We start from the raw sequence: 15368 nt of genomic DNA, 5'->3' as shown, positions 1-15368 counted from the left end.
CCTGCTCCGGGGTGTGACGCTTCCTGCTGTTCGTCATGATCTGACCAGTCTCCCTGCCCGAACCCTCGGGCGACAGGACGACTCACACAACGACTGGACCTACAAGACGGGGTCAGTCCAGGGAGCGCTCGCCGCGTCGTTCGGGCGGTTCGAGGCCGAGATGGAGGTTGTGGGTCCGCCGGAGCTGACGGAGGCTTTCCGGGTGCAGGCCGAGCGGTTCGCGCGCGCGGTGTAGCGACGCCTCAGGTGCGTCACCCCTCTGCCGATGCGCCGCCGTTTCGGCAGAGAACCGCGGCGACCGGACGCTGCCCCGGGTCGGCGCGCCGATGGACGTCCGCGATGGTGAACCCGGCGCGCTCCAGTACCGCCGCCATTTCTTCGACGGGCCATCGGTATGCGCGGACCACTGCGTGATCGAACGGCTCGATCGCACCGTCCGAATCGAAGTGTCCCAGCAGCAACGTGCCGCCCACCCGGAGCGTGCGTCGGAACTCCGCGAGCGGCGCGGCGATGTCAGCCGGGCTGTAGTGAATGGTCGAGAACCACGACAGGATGCCGCCCAGCGAGCGGTCGGGCTCGTCGATCGCCTCGATGCTGCCTACGGCGAACGGCACGGCGGGGTAGGTCGAGCGTGCGTGCTCGATGAACTCGGGAACGCGGTCGGTTCCGCGCACCTCGACGCCCAGGTCGAACAGGTGCCGTGTCCAATGGCCCGGGCCGCATCCCGCGTCGACGATGCGACCGGAGACCGAACGCGCCCACGACTCGACGATCTCGCGATCGGCGGGATGCACGTCGCTGTCGACTACCTCGCCGCCTACGGGATGACGGTCCTGCTGGCGTCGCAGTTGAGGAGTGGCCGAGCGCGCGTCGTCAACGTCGCCTCGGACACGCTCCGCGATACCCGGCGACTCAAAGGGGGAGGTCAGCCCCGTCCCGCGACTCTCGACATCGACGCGCTGGGCGATCTCGCCCTTCTCAACCCGACCGCCGGCTTCGTGCCCTTCGAAGCGTACGCGCGGGCCAAGCTGCTGACGGTGATCGCGGGGTACGCGCTCGCACGTACGCTCGCGGGCGAGGTGACCGTCAACGCGGTGCACCCGGGCATCGTCGCCACCGACATCATCAGAGATGTCATGCCCGCGGCTCTTCGACAATTCGGCGGGCTCCTCCGCCGGGCGATGCTGACGCCCGAGCAGGGGGCGGCCGCGGCACTTCGGCTCGCGACCGACCCCGACCTGGACGGCGTCACCGGACGCTATTTCGTTCGCGACACGGACACGCCCACGCCGCCCGTGTCGTACAGCGTCGATGTTCAGACGCGACTGATCGCAACGACCGACAGGTTCCTCGAGTCCGGAACTCAGTCCTCGAGGAACGGGTAGTCCGTGTACCCGCGCTCGTCGGGGCCGTAGACCGAGGGCTGGTGCACCTCGTTCTCGTCGGCGCCGCGCTGCCAGCGCGTGACGAGGTCGGGGTTGGCGATCGCGGGGCGGCCCACCGCGACCAGGTCGGCGATGTCGTCGTCGATCGCGGCGATGGCCTCGTCGCGCGTGGTGACGAGGGAGAAGCCGGAGTTCACGATGAACGTGCCGCCGAAGGCGCGGCGGAGGTCCTGCACCAGCTCGCCCGCGGGATCGCTGTGGAGCACGCTCAGGTACGCCAGGCCCAGGGGCGCCAGACCGGCGATGAGTGCCTCGTAGGTGGCGCGGGTTTCGGCGTCGTCCTTCTCCCAGACGTCCTGGATGTTGTGGGCGGGAGAGATCCGGATGCCAACGCGACCGGCGCCGATCTCGGCGGCCACCGCCTGCGCGACCTCGATGACGAAGCGGGCGCGCGCCTCGGGAGAGCCGCCGTATTCGTCGGTGCGCTGGTTGGAGGCGGGGGAGAGGAACTCGTGCAGCAGGTAGCCGTTGGCCGAGTGGAGCTCGACGCCGTCGATTCCGGCATCCACGGCTCGACGAGCGGCGGCGACGAACTCGTCGCGTACCGTGGCGAGCTCGTCGGTCTCGAGCGCGTGCGGCACCGGGTAGGCGACCTTCGTGCCGTCGGCGAGGCGGGTGTCGCCCTCGATCGCGATCGCGGAGGGCGCGACGATGCGGTCGGTGCCGGTGATGAGCGGGTGCGTCACGCGTCCGCCGTTCATGAGCTGCATGAAGATCGTGCCGCCCTCGGCGTGCACGGCATCCGCCACCTTCGCCCACCCGGCCGCCTGCGCGTCGGTGACGATGCCCGGCTGCCCCGGGTACGCCCGCGACTCGCCGCTCGGGTAGACACCCTCGGTCACGAGCAGACCGATGCCCGCGCGCTGCGCGTAGTACTTCGCCACGATGGGGCCGGGAACGCCGTCGGCTCCGGAGCGGAGGCGGGTCATCGGGGCGAGCGAGACGCGGTTGCGGACGTCGACGTCGCCGACGGTGGTGGGGCTGAACAGGCTCACGGGTGTCCTTTCGAGGGGGAGCAGGGCCGACCCTCCCCAACCGGGGGCGCGTGGCGACTATTCCCCGGGCACGCGAGACGCGGGGAGCCTCGGCGGCGTCCCCGCGTCCCTCCGATAGACCCCGCCATCACCCCCGGTTCCGCAGGTGACGCGCGATCTCCGCCTCGATCTCGCGGCTCGACGACACCCCGTACTGGCGCGCCAGACTCGCTGCGGCTTGTTGGATGTTCGCCTGAGCGACATTGACCGCCATTCCTGCGGCAAATGCGAGCGCCTTTGCGACTTCGATGATCTTGACTTCGGGTACCTTCGCCATGGGTTCTTCCCCTTTCCTGCACTCGGGCGAGTGCGGGTCCACTGTCCGAGAAACAGGGTCGAGGAATTTCCGGTACGACCGGAAATTCGTGCGCTCGCGGCGCCCGAAACTGGGCCACATGGATGCCATGGATAACGCCGTCTCACCACCGCAGCAGTCTCCGTCGGAGACCTTGCACGCACAGTCCTACACTGATGCCGAGACGCTGGCTGGGGGAGCCGAGGGGGATCGGATGCACGAGGAAGCATCGCCGATGACGCTCGTCGTCGAGATGATGAAAGACGGTATTGAGTTCCCGGTGCTTGACGCCGAGGAATTCGTGCTGGAAGAGGGTGAGAGCTTTGAACTCGGCTCCTTCGTCAATAAGGACCTCAGCCAGACGTATGCCCCATTCCTGGATGAGTTCGCCGCCATCACCGAACACATCCCACGGACGCTCGTCGTCATCAGTCCGCGCGGCCGCCTCATCCACGTCTTCGTCGATCTCGGTCGGTACCACCGAGGACAGTTCGAGGCCTGGGTGGATGACGAGAAACTCGAGGCCGCCCGGCCCGCCCGGGGCGCTGCGTATCACGTCGTCGACCGTCACGAGCAAGACGGCTTCATCCTGCGGTTGCGGCACAAGACCCAGGGCCGATGGCTGCGCGTGATCGCGCGGTTCGGGGTGCGTGGCATTCCCACCGCCACCACGCGCCACGAGGCGCTCGAGTTCTTGCGTTCGTACATCGTGCCTCAGATGGCCTCCGGTCAGGCGGGCGAAGCACTCGCCGCGGCTCTGGACGCGTACGGGGACGGTCGCCGGAGCTCCCGCGAAGACCTTGTACGTCGGACGTTGGAGACGGCGGCATCTCGGTTCGCGATGACCGAGGGGACGCTGAAGGACGCCACGAGGTACGCCTACCGGAAGGTGTTCGTCTGGATCGTCGGGCAGCAGGTGAGGGTCCGGCACCGTCCGGATCGAGAGAAGTGGCTGACCGCCCTGGCCGCACTCGAACTCGATCGGTTCACGGCGCCCGGGGAAACGGGAGAGTTCCGGGAGAGCAATCGGGTCGAGGGCCTTGTCGACCTCGCCGCGGCCCTCAGCGACGCCGGCGTCCTCACGCGTGACGACCTCGCCCACTTACTCGACGACGCGACCGGGCGTCGATGATGCGCGTACGGACGAGCGGCCCGGTGTCGGTGAGCGGCTCCCGCTACGAGCAACAGGATGCCGCTGCCATCCACGCCACTCCGAGGTTTGCCGTGATCGTCGTCGCCGACGGGGTCAGCTCCTCGCCAGACGCGGGCGCCTGCGCCCAGGTCGCTGCGCGCTCCGCGTGCGACCATCTCGCAGTCTTCCCCGCCCACCGTCGGGACCCCGCGCCCTTCATTCACTCCACGGCCGATGCGGTCACGCAGGATCTTCGCGCTGCCGTCACCGCGGGCCGGGTGCACGAGCGTTCACAGTCCACTCTGGCCGCGGCCGTGGTCTTCCGCGGTTTTTGTTGGGCGCTGAGCCTGGGTGACAGCCGGGTTGCTCTCGTCCGCGACGGCCAGCCGATCGAGTCGACGACGAGGCACAGCGCGGCATCGGCTCACGCGGGCGGACTCGGTCCGCGCAGCACTTCGCCCGCGTTGACGCGATGGGCATCCCCCGCCGGCGACGGTGGAGGCGTCACGGTGCAGTGCTGGCGGCTCGTTCCCGGTGATGCCGTCTTGGTGACCAGCGACGGTGTCGACGACGTTCTGCCGCCGTGGAGGGCGGCCCAGGTGATCGCCACGGCGCACCGCGACGAGTGTGATCCGGCAGACATGGTGTTGGCCGAGATCGACGCCGTCGGCGGCGCCGTGGACAACGCAACGATCGCCGTTCTTTCGATCCCGACCGAGAGGAGCCGTTGATGGCACGAAGGTCTCACACCGCCGCGAGAGGGCCTCACTCGGTGCGCCTGCGCTCCGGGGGCTGGGTGCATTTCGATGACTCGCCCGAGAACCGCATCGACGCGGGGCGGGCGCGAAGCGGTCGATCGTCGTCTCGGGTCGTGGAGGGTGCGTTCGAGGCGCCGTGGAGCGGCCCCGTCGCCGCGGCCGTCAAGATCGCCGACGGCGAAGACGGCGCACGGTCCCGGCTCCGAGCCGAGATCGCCACCTATCGGAACCTCCACGACCTCCCCGTGGTGAAAATGCTGGGCTACCGGAGACAGCGGCACCGGGACGTGCTGGTGCTGGAGCGCGGGATGTTCTCGCTCGACGACCTGCTCTCGGCGCGCCCCACCGACAGGAGTCACCTGCGCGACCCCCTCGTTCAAGAGGACGTCGAGAGTGTGATCGGCGAGATAGCGACCATGGCCGGTGCGTCCCTGGTCCGCGTCCTCCGCGCGCTCGCCGCCGCTTCGGAATCGCGTGATCCGTCCCGTCACGGTGACATTCGGTTGGAAAACCTCCTCATGGTCGACCGTGACGGAGTGCTGCAGGTCGTGGTCGGAGACTGGGGCTCACCCGCGCGCACCATCGATGTCGACGCCGACATCGAGGCGGCCGGTATCGCACTGTGGGAACTGCTCCACGACGGCCACACCCCCTTCACCCTGGGCAAGGGCACGCCCGCTCTGCGACGCGACGATCCGCGCCTCACCCAGCAGCGCCATGAGCTCGTCCTCGACACCAATGCGTGCAACGACGCGCGTGCATGCGCTCTGGACGGCGCCCACGATGCGGACGGTTCGGTGCATGGCGCCGCGCACCGACTTGCCGTGGCGATCCTCCACTCCGGACGGGGGGACGCTCCGCGCACACCCACGGAGATCATCGAAGGGCCGCTCGCCGACGCGGTCGTCGCCGCAGGGCTCGACCTCCAGCGGGCGCAGGTCGACGGCGAGTATCGCACCCGCCCCGCTCATTCGTTGGCCCGCTTGATGGCCTTCACCGACGTCGCCGTCGCCGACGCTCACGGCAGGGGATGGATGCCACCCGGTCCACCGCCACGCAGTCGCTTCGGGGTCGTCGAACGGGCTCCCCGCGACCGGCGCGCCCTCCCCGCGCTTCGACGTCTGACCGTGCCGGCGCGGCTGGCTGCATTGCTCACGGCCACCGCCGTAGGCGTCCTCGTCGGCTATGCCGCGAGCACCGCTACCGTCCTGCCGTCGGGCGGCCCGATCTCGTCTGCCGCGTTCGAGCGGGCTGCCTCGCTTGTCGTGGGGGCGGGGTTCGTGGTGCTCGGCCTCGTCACCTGTGCCGGGGCCTGGTTTCTGGCGCGGGGGGTGCCGCGTGGACACCGTGCGCCCCTCCTCGAACGTTGGTCACCCGTGTCGGCTGTCGCGGGCTTCGTGACCGCGTCGATCGTCGTGGGGACGTGGGCGGCGGCATCCTTGTGGAGTCCGCCGACGCCTGCGGGCGCGTCCACCGGTCCGTGGCCGGAGGTCGTCGCGCTCGGCGCGGCGGTGGCGGCGGTCGGGGTGAACGCGGTCGTCGTCGCCGTGGTCGAACGCACGCACTATGTCGCGCGTCTGCGCCGAGGCCGACGGGAGCGGTGGTGGATGCTGACGGCCGCGACGACGGGTCTCGCCGTCACCGTCGTCATCGTCGGGTCGCTGCTGGCGGGCTCCGCCGTCCCGCCGACCCTCGTCGCCTCGGCCGAGACGCTGTACACGGGGATGCCGGGCAGCGAGCCGGCGTTCTTCAACCCGGACGCCGTCGCCGTCGCCGAGGACGGTTCCACCGCGGTGTTGGAACGGTACGCCGACGAAGCGGACGTCGTGTGGATCAAGCGGCCCACCGCGCCCTGGGCTCCCGAGATCCGCATCCCCCACAAGCGAACCAGCTCGACGCCGGCCTCGGAGGTGGGCGGGTCACCCATCGACGCCCTCGCCGCGACGCTCCCCGGGCTGAGTCCCCCGCGGGGTGTCCCCGCGGGGGACCGGCTCACTTCCCTCAACGATCTCGGATTCCTGGACCCCCGTCACGTCGCGGTGATCGGTGCGGAGGGCGTGTCGGTCATCGACCTCACCGCCGAGGTTCCCGTGGCCCGAATCGTGGATGCCAGCGTGCGCGCCGACGCTTTCGATCGGGACGCCGCGCTGGCCGTCGTCGACGACGGCATCCTCGTCACCGACTTCGACCACGAGGCGTTCGAGCAGGGGCACCCCGAAGAGTTCGAGAAGTGGAAAGCGATGGCGACGTGCCCGGACGCGGCGCCATGGACGGCCACCCGGGCGGACGTGGTGAAGATGACCGATCCTCTCGGCGACGCCCGCGTGGCTCCCCCGACATGGAAAGACCCAGGGACGGGAGCGGACTGTCGCCGTAACGCGTGGACGATCGTCGCCGATGGATCGAAGGGGGCGGTCATCGAGCGCACGCGGGACGACTCATCCGCGTACCTTGCCTATCGACCGCTGGACGATCGTCCCAGTGTGCGGCTCACTGACACAGTGACGGAGTACGTCGGTCCCGGCGTCGAGCACGGCGGCCGTTTGCTCGTGGAGTTCGCGAACTGTCTGCAGGGGTTCGCACTGGATTCGTCGGTCATCCCTCTTCCTCGAGTCGCGGATCGTTCGTGGTACACGACGACCGTCGACGACGATGTGTGCCGCAAGCCCGAGGGGGCGGCCGGTTTCATCGGAGCCGACGTGGACGTCGAAGGTGAGCCCGGGCAGCAACCGACGGGCGGGTCCGATAACTCCTCGACCCAAGCTCAGCCGGCGGACACGTGCGTTCCCCCTCGTGCGGGCGTGTCTGTTCTCGATCTCACGAAATGGGCGCAGAAGCCGCTGGCGGTGAGACCCGACGGGTCGATCCTGATCGCCGCACCCGCGGCTGCCGGCTGCAGTGCGGCCCTGTGGTCGCTGGATGCGAAGTCGTCTGACTGGATGCCGGAAGGCGGTGTTCTCACCGAGCGCAAAGGCGCTGAGGCGGCGACGATGCTCGTAGTTTCGCCCGAGTCAGTCAATGGCGGCGCCGCGTGGTTCGCTCCCGGGCATTGGGCTGTCCTCTCGGACGACGGGTCTTCGCGGTACCCGTGGTCGGGTGAGACGACGTCCTACCGTGCGCTCACCCCGCGCGTCATCACGACATCGGACGCGACCGTGGGCGCCTTCGGTGCCTATTCAGCCGACCTCGAACCGGACATCGACCGCACCAAGATCGTCATCGACGGCGACAACGTCGACCTCGGCGACTTCGAGGTCGATGTCCCCGGCATCCGGGATCTCGCCCCTCTTCGCACCTCGGAGAGCGGCACCACCAGCACGGTCGTGATGGCGCTGTGCGACGGAATCTTCTCCTTCGACCCCACCCAGCTGGGCGCCTCCCCGGAGACGACCGGATGGTTCGAGCCGTCGCCGGACGCGTTCCGGCGGGTCGCGGGCGACCCGGCTCGTGTCGTTCCCGGAGATCCTGCTGCTCCCGACTGCGGGCAGGTTCCCACCGAAGCCCGCGATGCGCACGGGGAGATCGCGTTCGCGCTGCGGCCGACCGCCGTGGACGCGGTGACGGTCGGCGATGCCGTTGTCGTGGCCTACGCGGAAGCGGGAACGTTCGCGGGACAACGGGTGTCACGTGTCCGCGTCATCGACCCCGATGCCCAGCTGGCCGACACCGTGAAGGGGGACGTGGCCTACACGCTGGGATGCGACGAAGACACCACGTACGACGGCACCTGCCTCGGCGACCTCGATCGTCTCGGTCTCGAGGCATCCGACATCGCCATCTCCGACGACGGTTCCGTTGCCGTGAGCACCACGTCGGCCGTCGGATGGGGCCCGGTGCTGCTCTTCCGGAACGGAGAACGACGGGTGGTTCGACTCGACCCCGGGATGCTGGCATCCGGTGTCGCCTGGAGCGGTGATCGCCTCGTGGTCACCGACGCCGCGCGAGGCGATGTCGTGGCGCTTTCGTTCCCGGGCTGACTTTCCGACGGCGCCGGAAGATACGACCCCCCTCTGGCGAGACGCTGAGACCACTCCGAAGGACGCACGGTTCTTCGGGGGGCGACACCGACGCGGTGCCGTTTCAGCGGGGCGATGCCCCTCGTCGAAGGAGTCAGACGATGTCCACCACCACCGACTACGCCCCACCGGTCGATGCGCCCGTCAGCGCAGTTGTACCGGTGTGCTTGCTGGGCGACACGAGTAGCTCGATGGCCGCCGGCCCGGGGCCGGTCTCGCCGATCGCCGCGCTGAACGCGGGCTTGAGCTCACTCATCTCGACGCTGCAGATCCACCCCGAGGCGGCGGATACCGCCGTTGTCGAGATCATCGAGTTCTCGTCGACCGCGTCCGTGGTCATGCCCTACACGCACGTCGACGCCGCCGCCACGCCCCCGGTGCTCTCGGCCAACGGCAGCACCGGCTACGGCGAGGCGTTCGCTCTGGCTCGTCGCGGCCTCGAGGCTCTCGTGGCCGCCCACCGCTCCACGCTCGTGTATCGCCCGACGGTCTACATGATCACGGACGGCGGGCCGACCGACACGGGGTGGGAGAGCGAGCTCGACACCCTCTGCAGCCTCCCGTTCGCTCCGAACATCTGCGTGTTCGGTGTTGCCGGTGCCGACGAGGCCGTCCTTCGTCGCATCGCTCGGCGCGACCGCGGCATGGTCTGGCTCGCTGATGAGGGCACCGATCCTGCGCAGGCGTTCGCGGCGCTCTTCCCCGCGCTGGTCCGCACCGTGCTGAACTCGGCCTCCGCCGCGGCGGCGGGAGCGCCGGTGCCCGCCCCCATCCCCACCAACGTGCCCGGGATGACGCAGCTGGATGTGGTCTCCGGTGCGCAGTAAGCAGACCCAGGACGTCGGGGGGTCGCGCACGGCGCGGCCCTCCGGCCCCATGCAGCGCCTGTTCGGGCGCCCGCACTCGATCTCGACGGAGGTCCTGCTGCCCGGACGATCGTCCGCGGCCACTCCCGCGTCCATCCAGGCCGACTACGGCAGGATCGTCGGGACCGATGTGGAACTGCGCGCCGCGAGTGTTCGCGGGCTGTCCCATCGAGCCGATCCGGGGCACGTTCGCCAGGACTCCTACGCCTGGGCCACGCGGGACGACCGTCTCTACGTGGCGGTCGCTGACGGAGTGGGGTCCGCCTCACACAGCCAGATCGGCGCCTGGACGGCGACGCGTGCGGCCATCGAACTGCTGTCGTCAGGGCTCGGTGACCCCCGCATGCTGGGTCGCGTCGTGGCGGCGAGGGTCACCGCCACGGCGCGGGAGCTGGGCGTTGATCCCGCCGCGCTCGCCACCACCCTCACCGTTGCCATGGTGCGGATCGGCGACGAGGACACTCCCTGGCGCGTGGCGGTCGCCGAGTGGGGGGACTCCCGCGCCAGCGTCTTCACCCCGGGCGAAGTCGTCGACGGTCACCCGGCGTGGCGGCGGATCACGGCGGAGACCGCTCCCGTCCTCGCCAACGACGTGCCGGCGCTTCCTCTGCACGCTGAGCCCACGGCCCGAGGCACGACGATGCTGGCGCCCGGAGACGTGCTCCTGGTCGCCACCGACGGCATCGACGCGCACCTCCGCGCCGAGAATTCGGTGGGTCACGGACTCGGCCATTCGTGGACGCGCCCGCCCTCGATCGCCCAGTTCCTGTGTGATGTCGACTTCGAGCGGGTGGGCGCGCGAGACGACCGTACCGCTGTGGCCCTGTTCCGCCCGGCACGCGTCGTTGACCCCGATGACGTCGGGGGCGCCCGATGATTCGGCTTCGAAAGGCGGCGGCGGTCCAAGTCGATGACCTCGGCCTGCTGCCGATGGATCCCTCCGCCGCCGCCTCAGGATTCGAGGGGTCGGTCGTCCCGTGCGCCGAGGTGTTCTTTCTGGCCAAGATGTACACCCGGCCGCGCAGCGGGGCCGAGGCCGCAGCGATCCAGCGGCTCATCGACCTAAAGGAGTACGAGCTGTCGCCCGCGGATCGGGAGTTGGCCGCCCGCTCCTTCAGTTGGCCCGCGCACCGGATCATCGACGGACAGGGCGACACCGTGGGTGTGCTGATTCCGCGGGCGGAACCGAGGTTCTCGTTTCCGTTCCAGGGTGGATGGCATCTCCTCGAGGGGCAGCATGTGGCGCGGGCCACCAGCGTGGCCGGGACCTTCACCGCCGAGCAGCGCCTTCGATTCGCCCTCGACCTCGCCACCGCATGGGATGTTCTCGATCGGCACGGACTCGTCTACACCGACGCCAACTCGCGCAACATCCTCTTCGCAACCTCGGGCGACCCCTCGACGTACTTCCTCGACTGCGATGGTGTTCGTCATCACGACGATCCCACGCTCGAGTTCCGGACGCAGCCGAACTGGAGCGATCCGCACGTCACCGGGGCCTCGATACAGAACGACAGGTACCTACTCGCCGTGTGGGTGCTGCGCATCCTCTCCGCGCAGATGGTGAGACCGCAGCCGACACCGACGGATGCCGAGACGCTGCCCGCCATGACGCGACGTGCGAAGGTACGACGCCTCGTTGCCCACGGGCTCGGACCGGCGGGATCGCGTCCCGCTCCGGCGGACTACGTCGCGGCTCTGGGGGGTGAGTGAACGGTACGGCGCCGGCCCGGCCGCGGCCCGGCCGTACGATGGTGCCTCCCGAGACCGACCCGGAGGACCCCGCGATGACCGAGAACCCCCTCGCCCACCGGCTCGACTACACACTCGCCGAGCTCGACGACAGCGCGCTGTCGGCATCCCCTCTCGCGCTCTTCCAACGGTGGCTCGCGGATGCCGCTGACCTGCCCGAACCCAACGCCATGGTGGTGTCGACGGTGGATGCCACGGGCTCGCCGACGGCGCGCACGGTGCTGCTGCGCGGAATCGATGACGACGGCGCACTGTGGTTCTTCACGAACCGGCAGTCGCGCAAGGGGCGCGCGCTCGCGGAGAACCCGTCGGTGTCGGTGCTCTTTCCCTGGTACGCACTGCAGCGCCAGGTCATCGTGCTCGGTCGCGCCGAGCCGCTCCCGGCGGAGCGGGATGACGCGTACTTCGCGTCGCGCCCGCGCGGTTCGCAGCTGTCGGCGTGGGCGAGCCAGCAGTCGGAGCCCGTGGCATCCCGAGCCGCCCTCGAGGACGCCATGGATGCCGTCGAAGCGCGCTTTGCCGACGACACCGCCGTGCCGCGCCCACCGCATTGGGGCGGGTACCGGATCGAACCGCGAGAGATCGAGTTCTGGCAGGGCCGCCCGTCGCGGCTGCACGACCGGATCGTGTTCACGCGCGACGGCGACGGGTGGGGGGCGGTGCGGCGGCAGCCGTGAGTCCGGGGCTCGGCATCCGTCGCTCGTGATGGTGCCGCAACGGGCTGGCGTCGGTCCCGGCTGCTCCTGCCACGGAGGCGTCGGGGCGCGAGCGTCGGGGCCTCGCTCCGGCAGTCGACCGCGTCAGCTCGGCTGGGCCCCCACGATGCCGATCGCGAAACCTCGCACCACATCGGCGAGCCGTGCGTCGTCGCGCGTCGCGAGCCACCATGCTGCCAGTCCTTCGGCAGACGCGTGGATGCCGTCGGTCAGAACGTCGACGTCGACGGGAGCGTCCGGGTGGGACGTCGCCCATTCGCTGACGTGCGCCCGTATACGGCTTCGAGCATGCCGCGCCTCGCTGGAGACGGCGTCGGCCAGTTCGGGAGACAGACGCGCCGTCGCCGTGAGCGCGGCGAGGCATTCGGAGTAGCGCGGGTCGCTGCGTACCGCGTCGGCGAAGGCGGTGAGTGAGCGGATGATCGCCTCCTGCGCGTCGCTGCCCTCCAGGGGCGCCCCCCACGCGGCGTCGATCGCGTCCGTCGTGTCGCGCACCAGCAACGCCCGCACCAGTTCCGTTTTCGAGCCGAAGGTGTAGGACACCAGTCTGTGGGCGACGCCGGCGCATTCGGCGACCGAGCGCAGCGACAGTGCGTCCGGACCACCTTCGCGCAGAACTTCGGCGGCGGCGTCGAGCAGCACGTCGCGCCGGTCCTCGCGCGCCATGTACGCGCGCGTTGAGCTCACAGCGGTCTCCGAGGCATAGCATCCATTCTACTTTTATCCACTTGGACCAAAGGAGATGTGAGATGACCGACCAGACGATCACCCCTGCCGTGGCCGATGACCTCGACGAGGCCGCCGCGGTGCTCGCCGAGGCGTTCCGCCTCGACCCCGTTCTCATGGCGATCGTCCCCGGCGGTGGGGATCGTGATCGACGGCTCTCGGCCCTGTTTCGTGCCACCCTCGAGGCCGGTCCATTCGTGACGGGAACGGTTGATCTCGCTCGCGACGACCGCGGACGCATCGTCGGCGTGGCCGCGTGGGAGGGTCCGCTCGGAGCGGGCGGCGAGGGAGCTCGTTATCTGCGCCATCTGCCGGCCCTGGTTCGCGCGCTCGGCCTGTCGGGCCTGCGTCGCGCCGCCCGCGTTTCGGCAGCGTGTCGGGCCTATCGGCCCCGTCAGCCGCATTGGTACCTGGCCGAGATCGGAGTGGCGTCGACGGCGCGGGGGCTCGGCGTCGGGGCGCGTTTGCTCGAGACGCACCTTGCCGCGCTTGACCGCATGAGGCAGCCGGCGTACCTCGAATCGTCGACGGTGGTCAATCGGCGACTCTATGCCCGACACGGCTTCGCTGAGCTCGGACCCATCCCGGGCATCGACGGCGCCGAGCCGATGGCCATGCTGCGTCTGCCCCGGTCTCTGTGAGCGGCGCTGCGGTGCCGTCTCGAGCCCTACGTGATCGGAGCCCGTGCCCTGACGGCGCGGCGAGCTCCCGCACGCGATTGCGGCGGGATCGTGTGCTCACCGTGGCACGCACACGCGGGTGAGGGTCCGGCCGGCGAGCAGGCACACGCGGGTGAGGGTCCGGCCGGCGAGCACGCATACGCGGAGGCGCGCGGAACACACGGGGGTGTCGACACCCCCGGTGCGGCCGTCAGAACGGCGCCGGCTCGCGGTCGTCGGGCGGCGGTGAAGCGAGTTCGTCGGGGAGGAACCGCACCGCCGGCGAGTACGGGAGCGGCTCATCGATGTAAACGCGTCCGGTCGGGGAGGTCCACTCGAGCGCCCCGCCGGGGAGCTGCCTGACCTTCCAGCGCGTGAACTGTTTCTGCGTGTGATGCCTCTGGCAGAGGTGCGCGAGGTTCGACACGTCCGTAGCGCCTCCGAGGGCGTGGTCATGCGTGTGATCCACCTCGCAGCGAACGGCGGGCGCGGTGCACCCCGGCCACCGGCAGTGGCGGTCGGGAGCCCGAAGGTGCCGATCGATGGCGGCCGTGCGCTGGTAGGTGTCGGTGCGCAGGACTGCGCCGGTCACGGGGTGCGTGATGACGCGGTCCCACGGCACCGCGGTCGCCTCTGCCAGCGCCCCGGCGGTCGCCGCGTCGACGGGTCCGTGTCCCACGAGCTCGGCGGGGTCGAGGTTCTCGCTCTCGGGTCGGAGCATCGTCAGGGCCGGAACGACGACCTGCACTCTCGCGCGTATCGCGCCGAGTGTGCCCGGGCCGTCGCCGACGCGAGTGGGGTCGGCGTCGGGCGCAGCCGTGAGAAGGAGATCGGCGAGGATGTCGGCGCGCACCTGATCGACGGTCCGCGTGTCGGCGGCGTGCTCACCGGCCTCGCCACCGTGATCGCCGGAGTCACCGCCGTCGTCGCTTGCCGCTCGGGCGGAGCCGTGATCGCCGCGCGTGCCGCGCTCGCCGAGGGCGGCGGCGAGGCCGGTCGGCACGGTGTCGCCATCCAGGTTCGGGAGGGAGGATCCCGCGCGCGCGTCGACGATCGCCGCGCTCTGCTGTACCAGTCGGTCGTAGATCCCCACCGCCAACACGGTCGGGAGCCTTGCGACGAGGTCGGACATCCCGTTCTCGCCGGGCACGACGCGAACGCACCGCGTCTCGCGGCCCTGTTGGTGACGCTCAACGAGTGTCGTCGGCTGCAGCGACTCGGCCAGCGCGGCGAGGCGGGTCTTCAACCGTCCAGGACTCAGCCCCTCGGCGGTCGCGACGGCGAGCACGTCGAACTCGCCACGCCGGTCGAGCGGCAGGGGCGTGCCGGCATCCACGATGACCTGCACGTGCGAACGGGACAGGGCGCCCGCCTCCCACGCGTCGAGCGTGACGGGGAAGTCGTCGGCGAGGGTCATCGCTCGGCCGATCTGCCGTTGCACGGTGCGATCCGACAGGCATTCGGCCGCGGCGATCTCAGACGCGATCTCCCGCAGCGCCATCTCGGACGCCTTCGCTGATGCCCGCAGACCCGCCGTCGCATCGAGGGCGAGGTGCCCCGCACGGGCGAGCGCGCGGACGCGTCGAGCTTCGGCGGAAGCAAGATCGGCATCCACTTCGCGGACCTCGGCCAGCACCGATGAGAGGGCGGCGGCCCCCGGATTCGGCCGGGTCGGCGGGGTCTCGGACATCATGTGTGCATGCTATTTGAGACCTCCGACATCGATCGGGGTCGAGGGGCCAGATGGGGACAGGGCGGAGAGCGTCCGTCCTGTGGAGGATGGCTGCGCTGCGCTCGCGGCGCGGGAAAAGCAACTTGACCTGGGATTCAGCGCGCATTCGAGGCGTCGGGTGAACTTTCGCAGACGCTCGCCAAACCCTCGTCAGGCCTACGCGGCAGCGAACCGGCAAGCCTCACAGCCAGCAGTTCCCCGGCGCGCACCCCGTCCGCGGAGCGCCTGCCACCCGCC

The 15368-nt window shown here is 70.1% G+C and carries 14 protein-coding genes and 1 pseudogene; 10 read left to right on the top strand and 5 right to left on the bottom strand.

Annotated features, from left to right (window positions below):
* Positions 1-235 (top strand): annotated as a pseudogene (locus MHY30_RS14270) (hypothetical protein); the annotation flags it as partial.
* A gap of 16 nt (positions 236-251) precedes the next feature.
* Here MHY30_RS14270 and MHY30_RS14265 read toward each other — a convergent pair.
* Positions 252-794 carry a class I SAM-dependent methyltransferase gene (locus MHY30_RS14265; protein ID WP_239278194.1) on the bottom strand — a complete coding sequence of 181 codons (543 nt, stop codon included), beginning with the start codon at positions 792-794 and terminating at the stop codon, positions 252-254.
* Here MHY30_RS14265 and MHY30_RS14260 point away from each other — a divergent pair.
* Positions 789-1385, top strand: a complete 597-nt coding sequence (locus MHY30_RS14260) for a hypothetical protein (protein WP_239278184.1) — start codon at positions 789-791, stop codon at positions 1383-1385. The genes MHY30_RS14265 and MHY30_RS14260 overlap by 6 nt on opposite strands.
* Here MHY30_RS14260 and MHY30_RS14255 read toward each other — a convergent pair.
* Both MHY30_RS14255 and MHY30_RS14250 read right to left on the bottom strand, forming a co-directional pair.
* Positions 1364-2440, bottom strand: coding sequence for an alkene reductase (locus MHY30_RS14255; protein ID WP_239278178.1), 1077 nt, complete (start codon positions 2438-2440; stop codon positions 1364-1366). The genes MHY30_RS14260 and MHY30_RS14255 overlap by 22 nt on opposite strands.
* A 127-nt stretch (positions 2441-2567) precedes the next feature.
* The gene (locus MHY30_RS14250; RefSeq protein ID WP_239278167.1) at positions 2568-2756 is read right to left on the bottom strand and encodes a hypothetical protein; all 189 of its coding nucleotides are present in this window, start codon (positions 2754-2756) and stop codon (positions 2568-2570) included.
* 253 nt (positions 2757-3009) lie between these two features.
* Here MHY30_RS14250 and MHY30_RS14245 point away from each other — a divergent pair, with 253 nt between their 5' ends.
* The 7 genes from MHY30_RS14245 to pdxH all read left to right on the top strand — a co-directional run bounded on the left by MHY30_RS14245 (position 3010) and on the right by pdxH (position 11975).
* Positions 3010-3906, top strand: a complete 897-nt coding sequence (locus MHY30_RS14245) for a hypothetical protein (protein WP_239278165.1) — start codon at positions 3010-3012, stop codon at positions 3904-3906.
* A 29-nt stretch (positions 3907-3935) separates the two neighbouring features.
* Entirely contained in the window at positions 3936-4637 is a 702-nt protein-coding gene (locus tag MHY30_RS14240; protein WP_239278163.1) for a PP2C family serine/threonine-protein phosphatase, read from the top strand.
* Positions 4637-8641: a hypothetical protein gene (locus MHY30_RS14235; RefSeq protein ID WP_239278151.1), complete on the top strand. Its 4005-nt coding sequence runs from the start codon at positions 4637-4639 to the stop codon at positions 8639-8641. Before MHY30_RS14240 ends, MHY30_RS14235 begins: the two co-directional genes overlap by 1 nt.
* A gap of 140 nt (positions 8642-8781) precedes the next feature.
* Positions 8782-9507, top strand: coding sequence for a hypothetical protein (locus MHY30_RS14230; protein WP_239278140.1), 726 nt, complete (start codon positions 8782-8784; stop codon positions 9505-9507).
* Positions 9497-10423 (top strand): protein phosphatase 2C domain-containing protein, encoded by a 927-nt coding sequence (locus MHY30_RS14225; protein WP_239278138.1) that lies wholly within the window; start codon positions 9497-9499, stop codon positions 10421-10423. Before MHY30_RS14230 ends, MHY30_RS14225 begins: the two co-directional genes overlap by 11 nt.
* Positions 10420-11259, top strand: a complete 840-nt coding sequence (locus MHY30_RS14220) for a hypothetical protein (RefSeq protein ID WP_239278127.1) — start codon at positions 10420-10422, stop codon at positions 11257-11259. The genes MHY30_RS14225 and MHY30_RS14220 overlap by 4 nt, the downstream gene beginning before the upstream one ends.
* Before the next feature lie 74 nt (positions 11260-11333).
* Positions 11334-11975, top strand: coding sequence for a pyridoxamine 5'-phosphate oxidase (gene pdxH, locus MHY30_RS14215; protein WP_239278125.1), 642 nt, complete (start codon positions 11334-11336; stop codon positions 11973-11975).
* Between the two features lie 123 nt (positions 11976-12098).
* On the opposite strand, the gene MHY30_RS14210 is transcribed toward pdxH, so the two are convergent.
* Positions 12099-12701, bottom strand: coding sequence for a TetR/AcrR family transcriptional regulator (locus tag MHY30_RS14210; protein ID WP_239278106.1), 603 nt, complete (start codon positions 12699-12701; stop codon positions 12099-12101).
* Positions 12702-12763: 62 nt separating this feature from the next.
* Here MHY30_RS14210 and MHY30_RS14205 point away from each other — a divergent pair, with 62 nt between their 5' ends.
* Positions 12764-13381, top strand: a complete 618-nt coding sequence (locus MHY30_RS14205; RefSeq protein ID WP_239278096.1) for a GNAT family N-acetyltransferase — start codon at positions 12764-12766, stop codon at positions 13379-13381.
* Between the two features lie 229 nt (positions 13382-13610).
* Here MHY30_RS14205 and MHY30_RS14200 read toward each other — a convergent pair whose 3' ends face one another.
* Positions 13611-15092 carry an HNH endonuclease signature motif containing protein gene (locus tag MHY30_RS14200; protein ID WP_239278075.1) on the bottom strand — a complete coding sequence of 494 codons (1482 nt, stop codon included), beginning with the start codon at positions 15090-15092 and terminating at the stop codon, positions 13611-13613.
* Positions 15093-15368: the final 276 nt, after the last annotated feature.

This window comes from Microbacterium sp. ACRRU, assembly GCF_022346945.1.
GTDB classification, from domain to species: domain Bacteria; phylum Actinomycetota; class Actinomycetes; order Actinomycetales; family Microbacteriaceae; genus Microbacterium; species Microbacterium mcarthurae.
The sequence above is the reverse complement of the archived record's forward strand: the minus strand, read 5'-3'. Positions and strand labels throughout refer to the sequence as shown.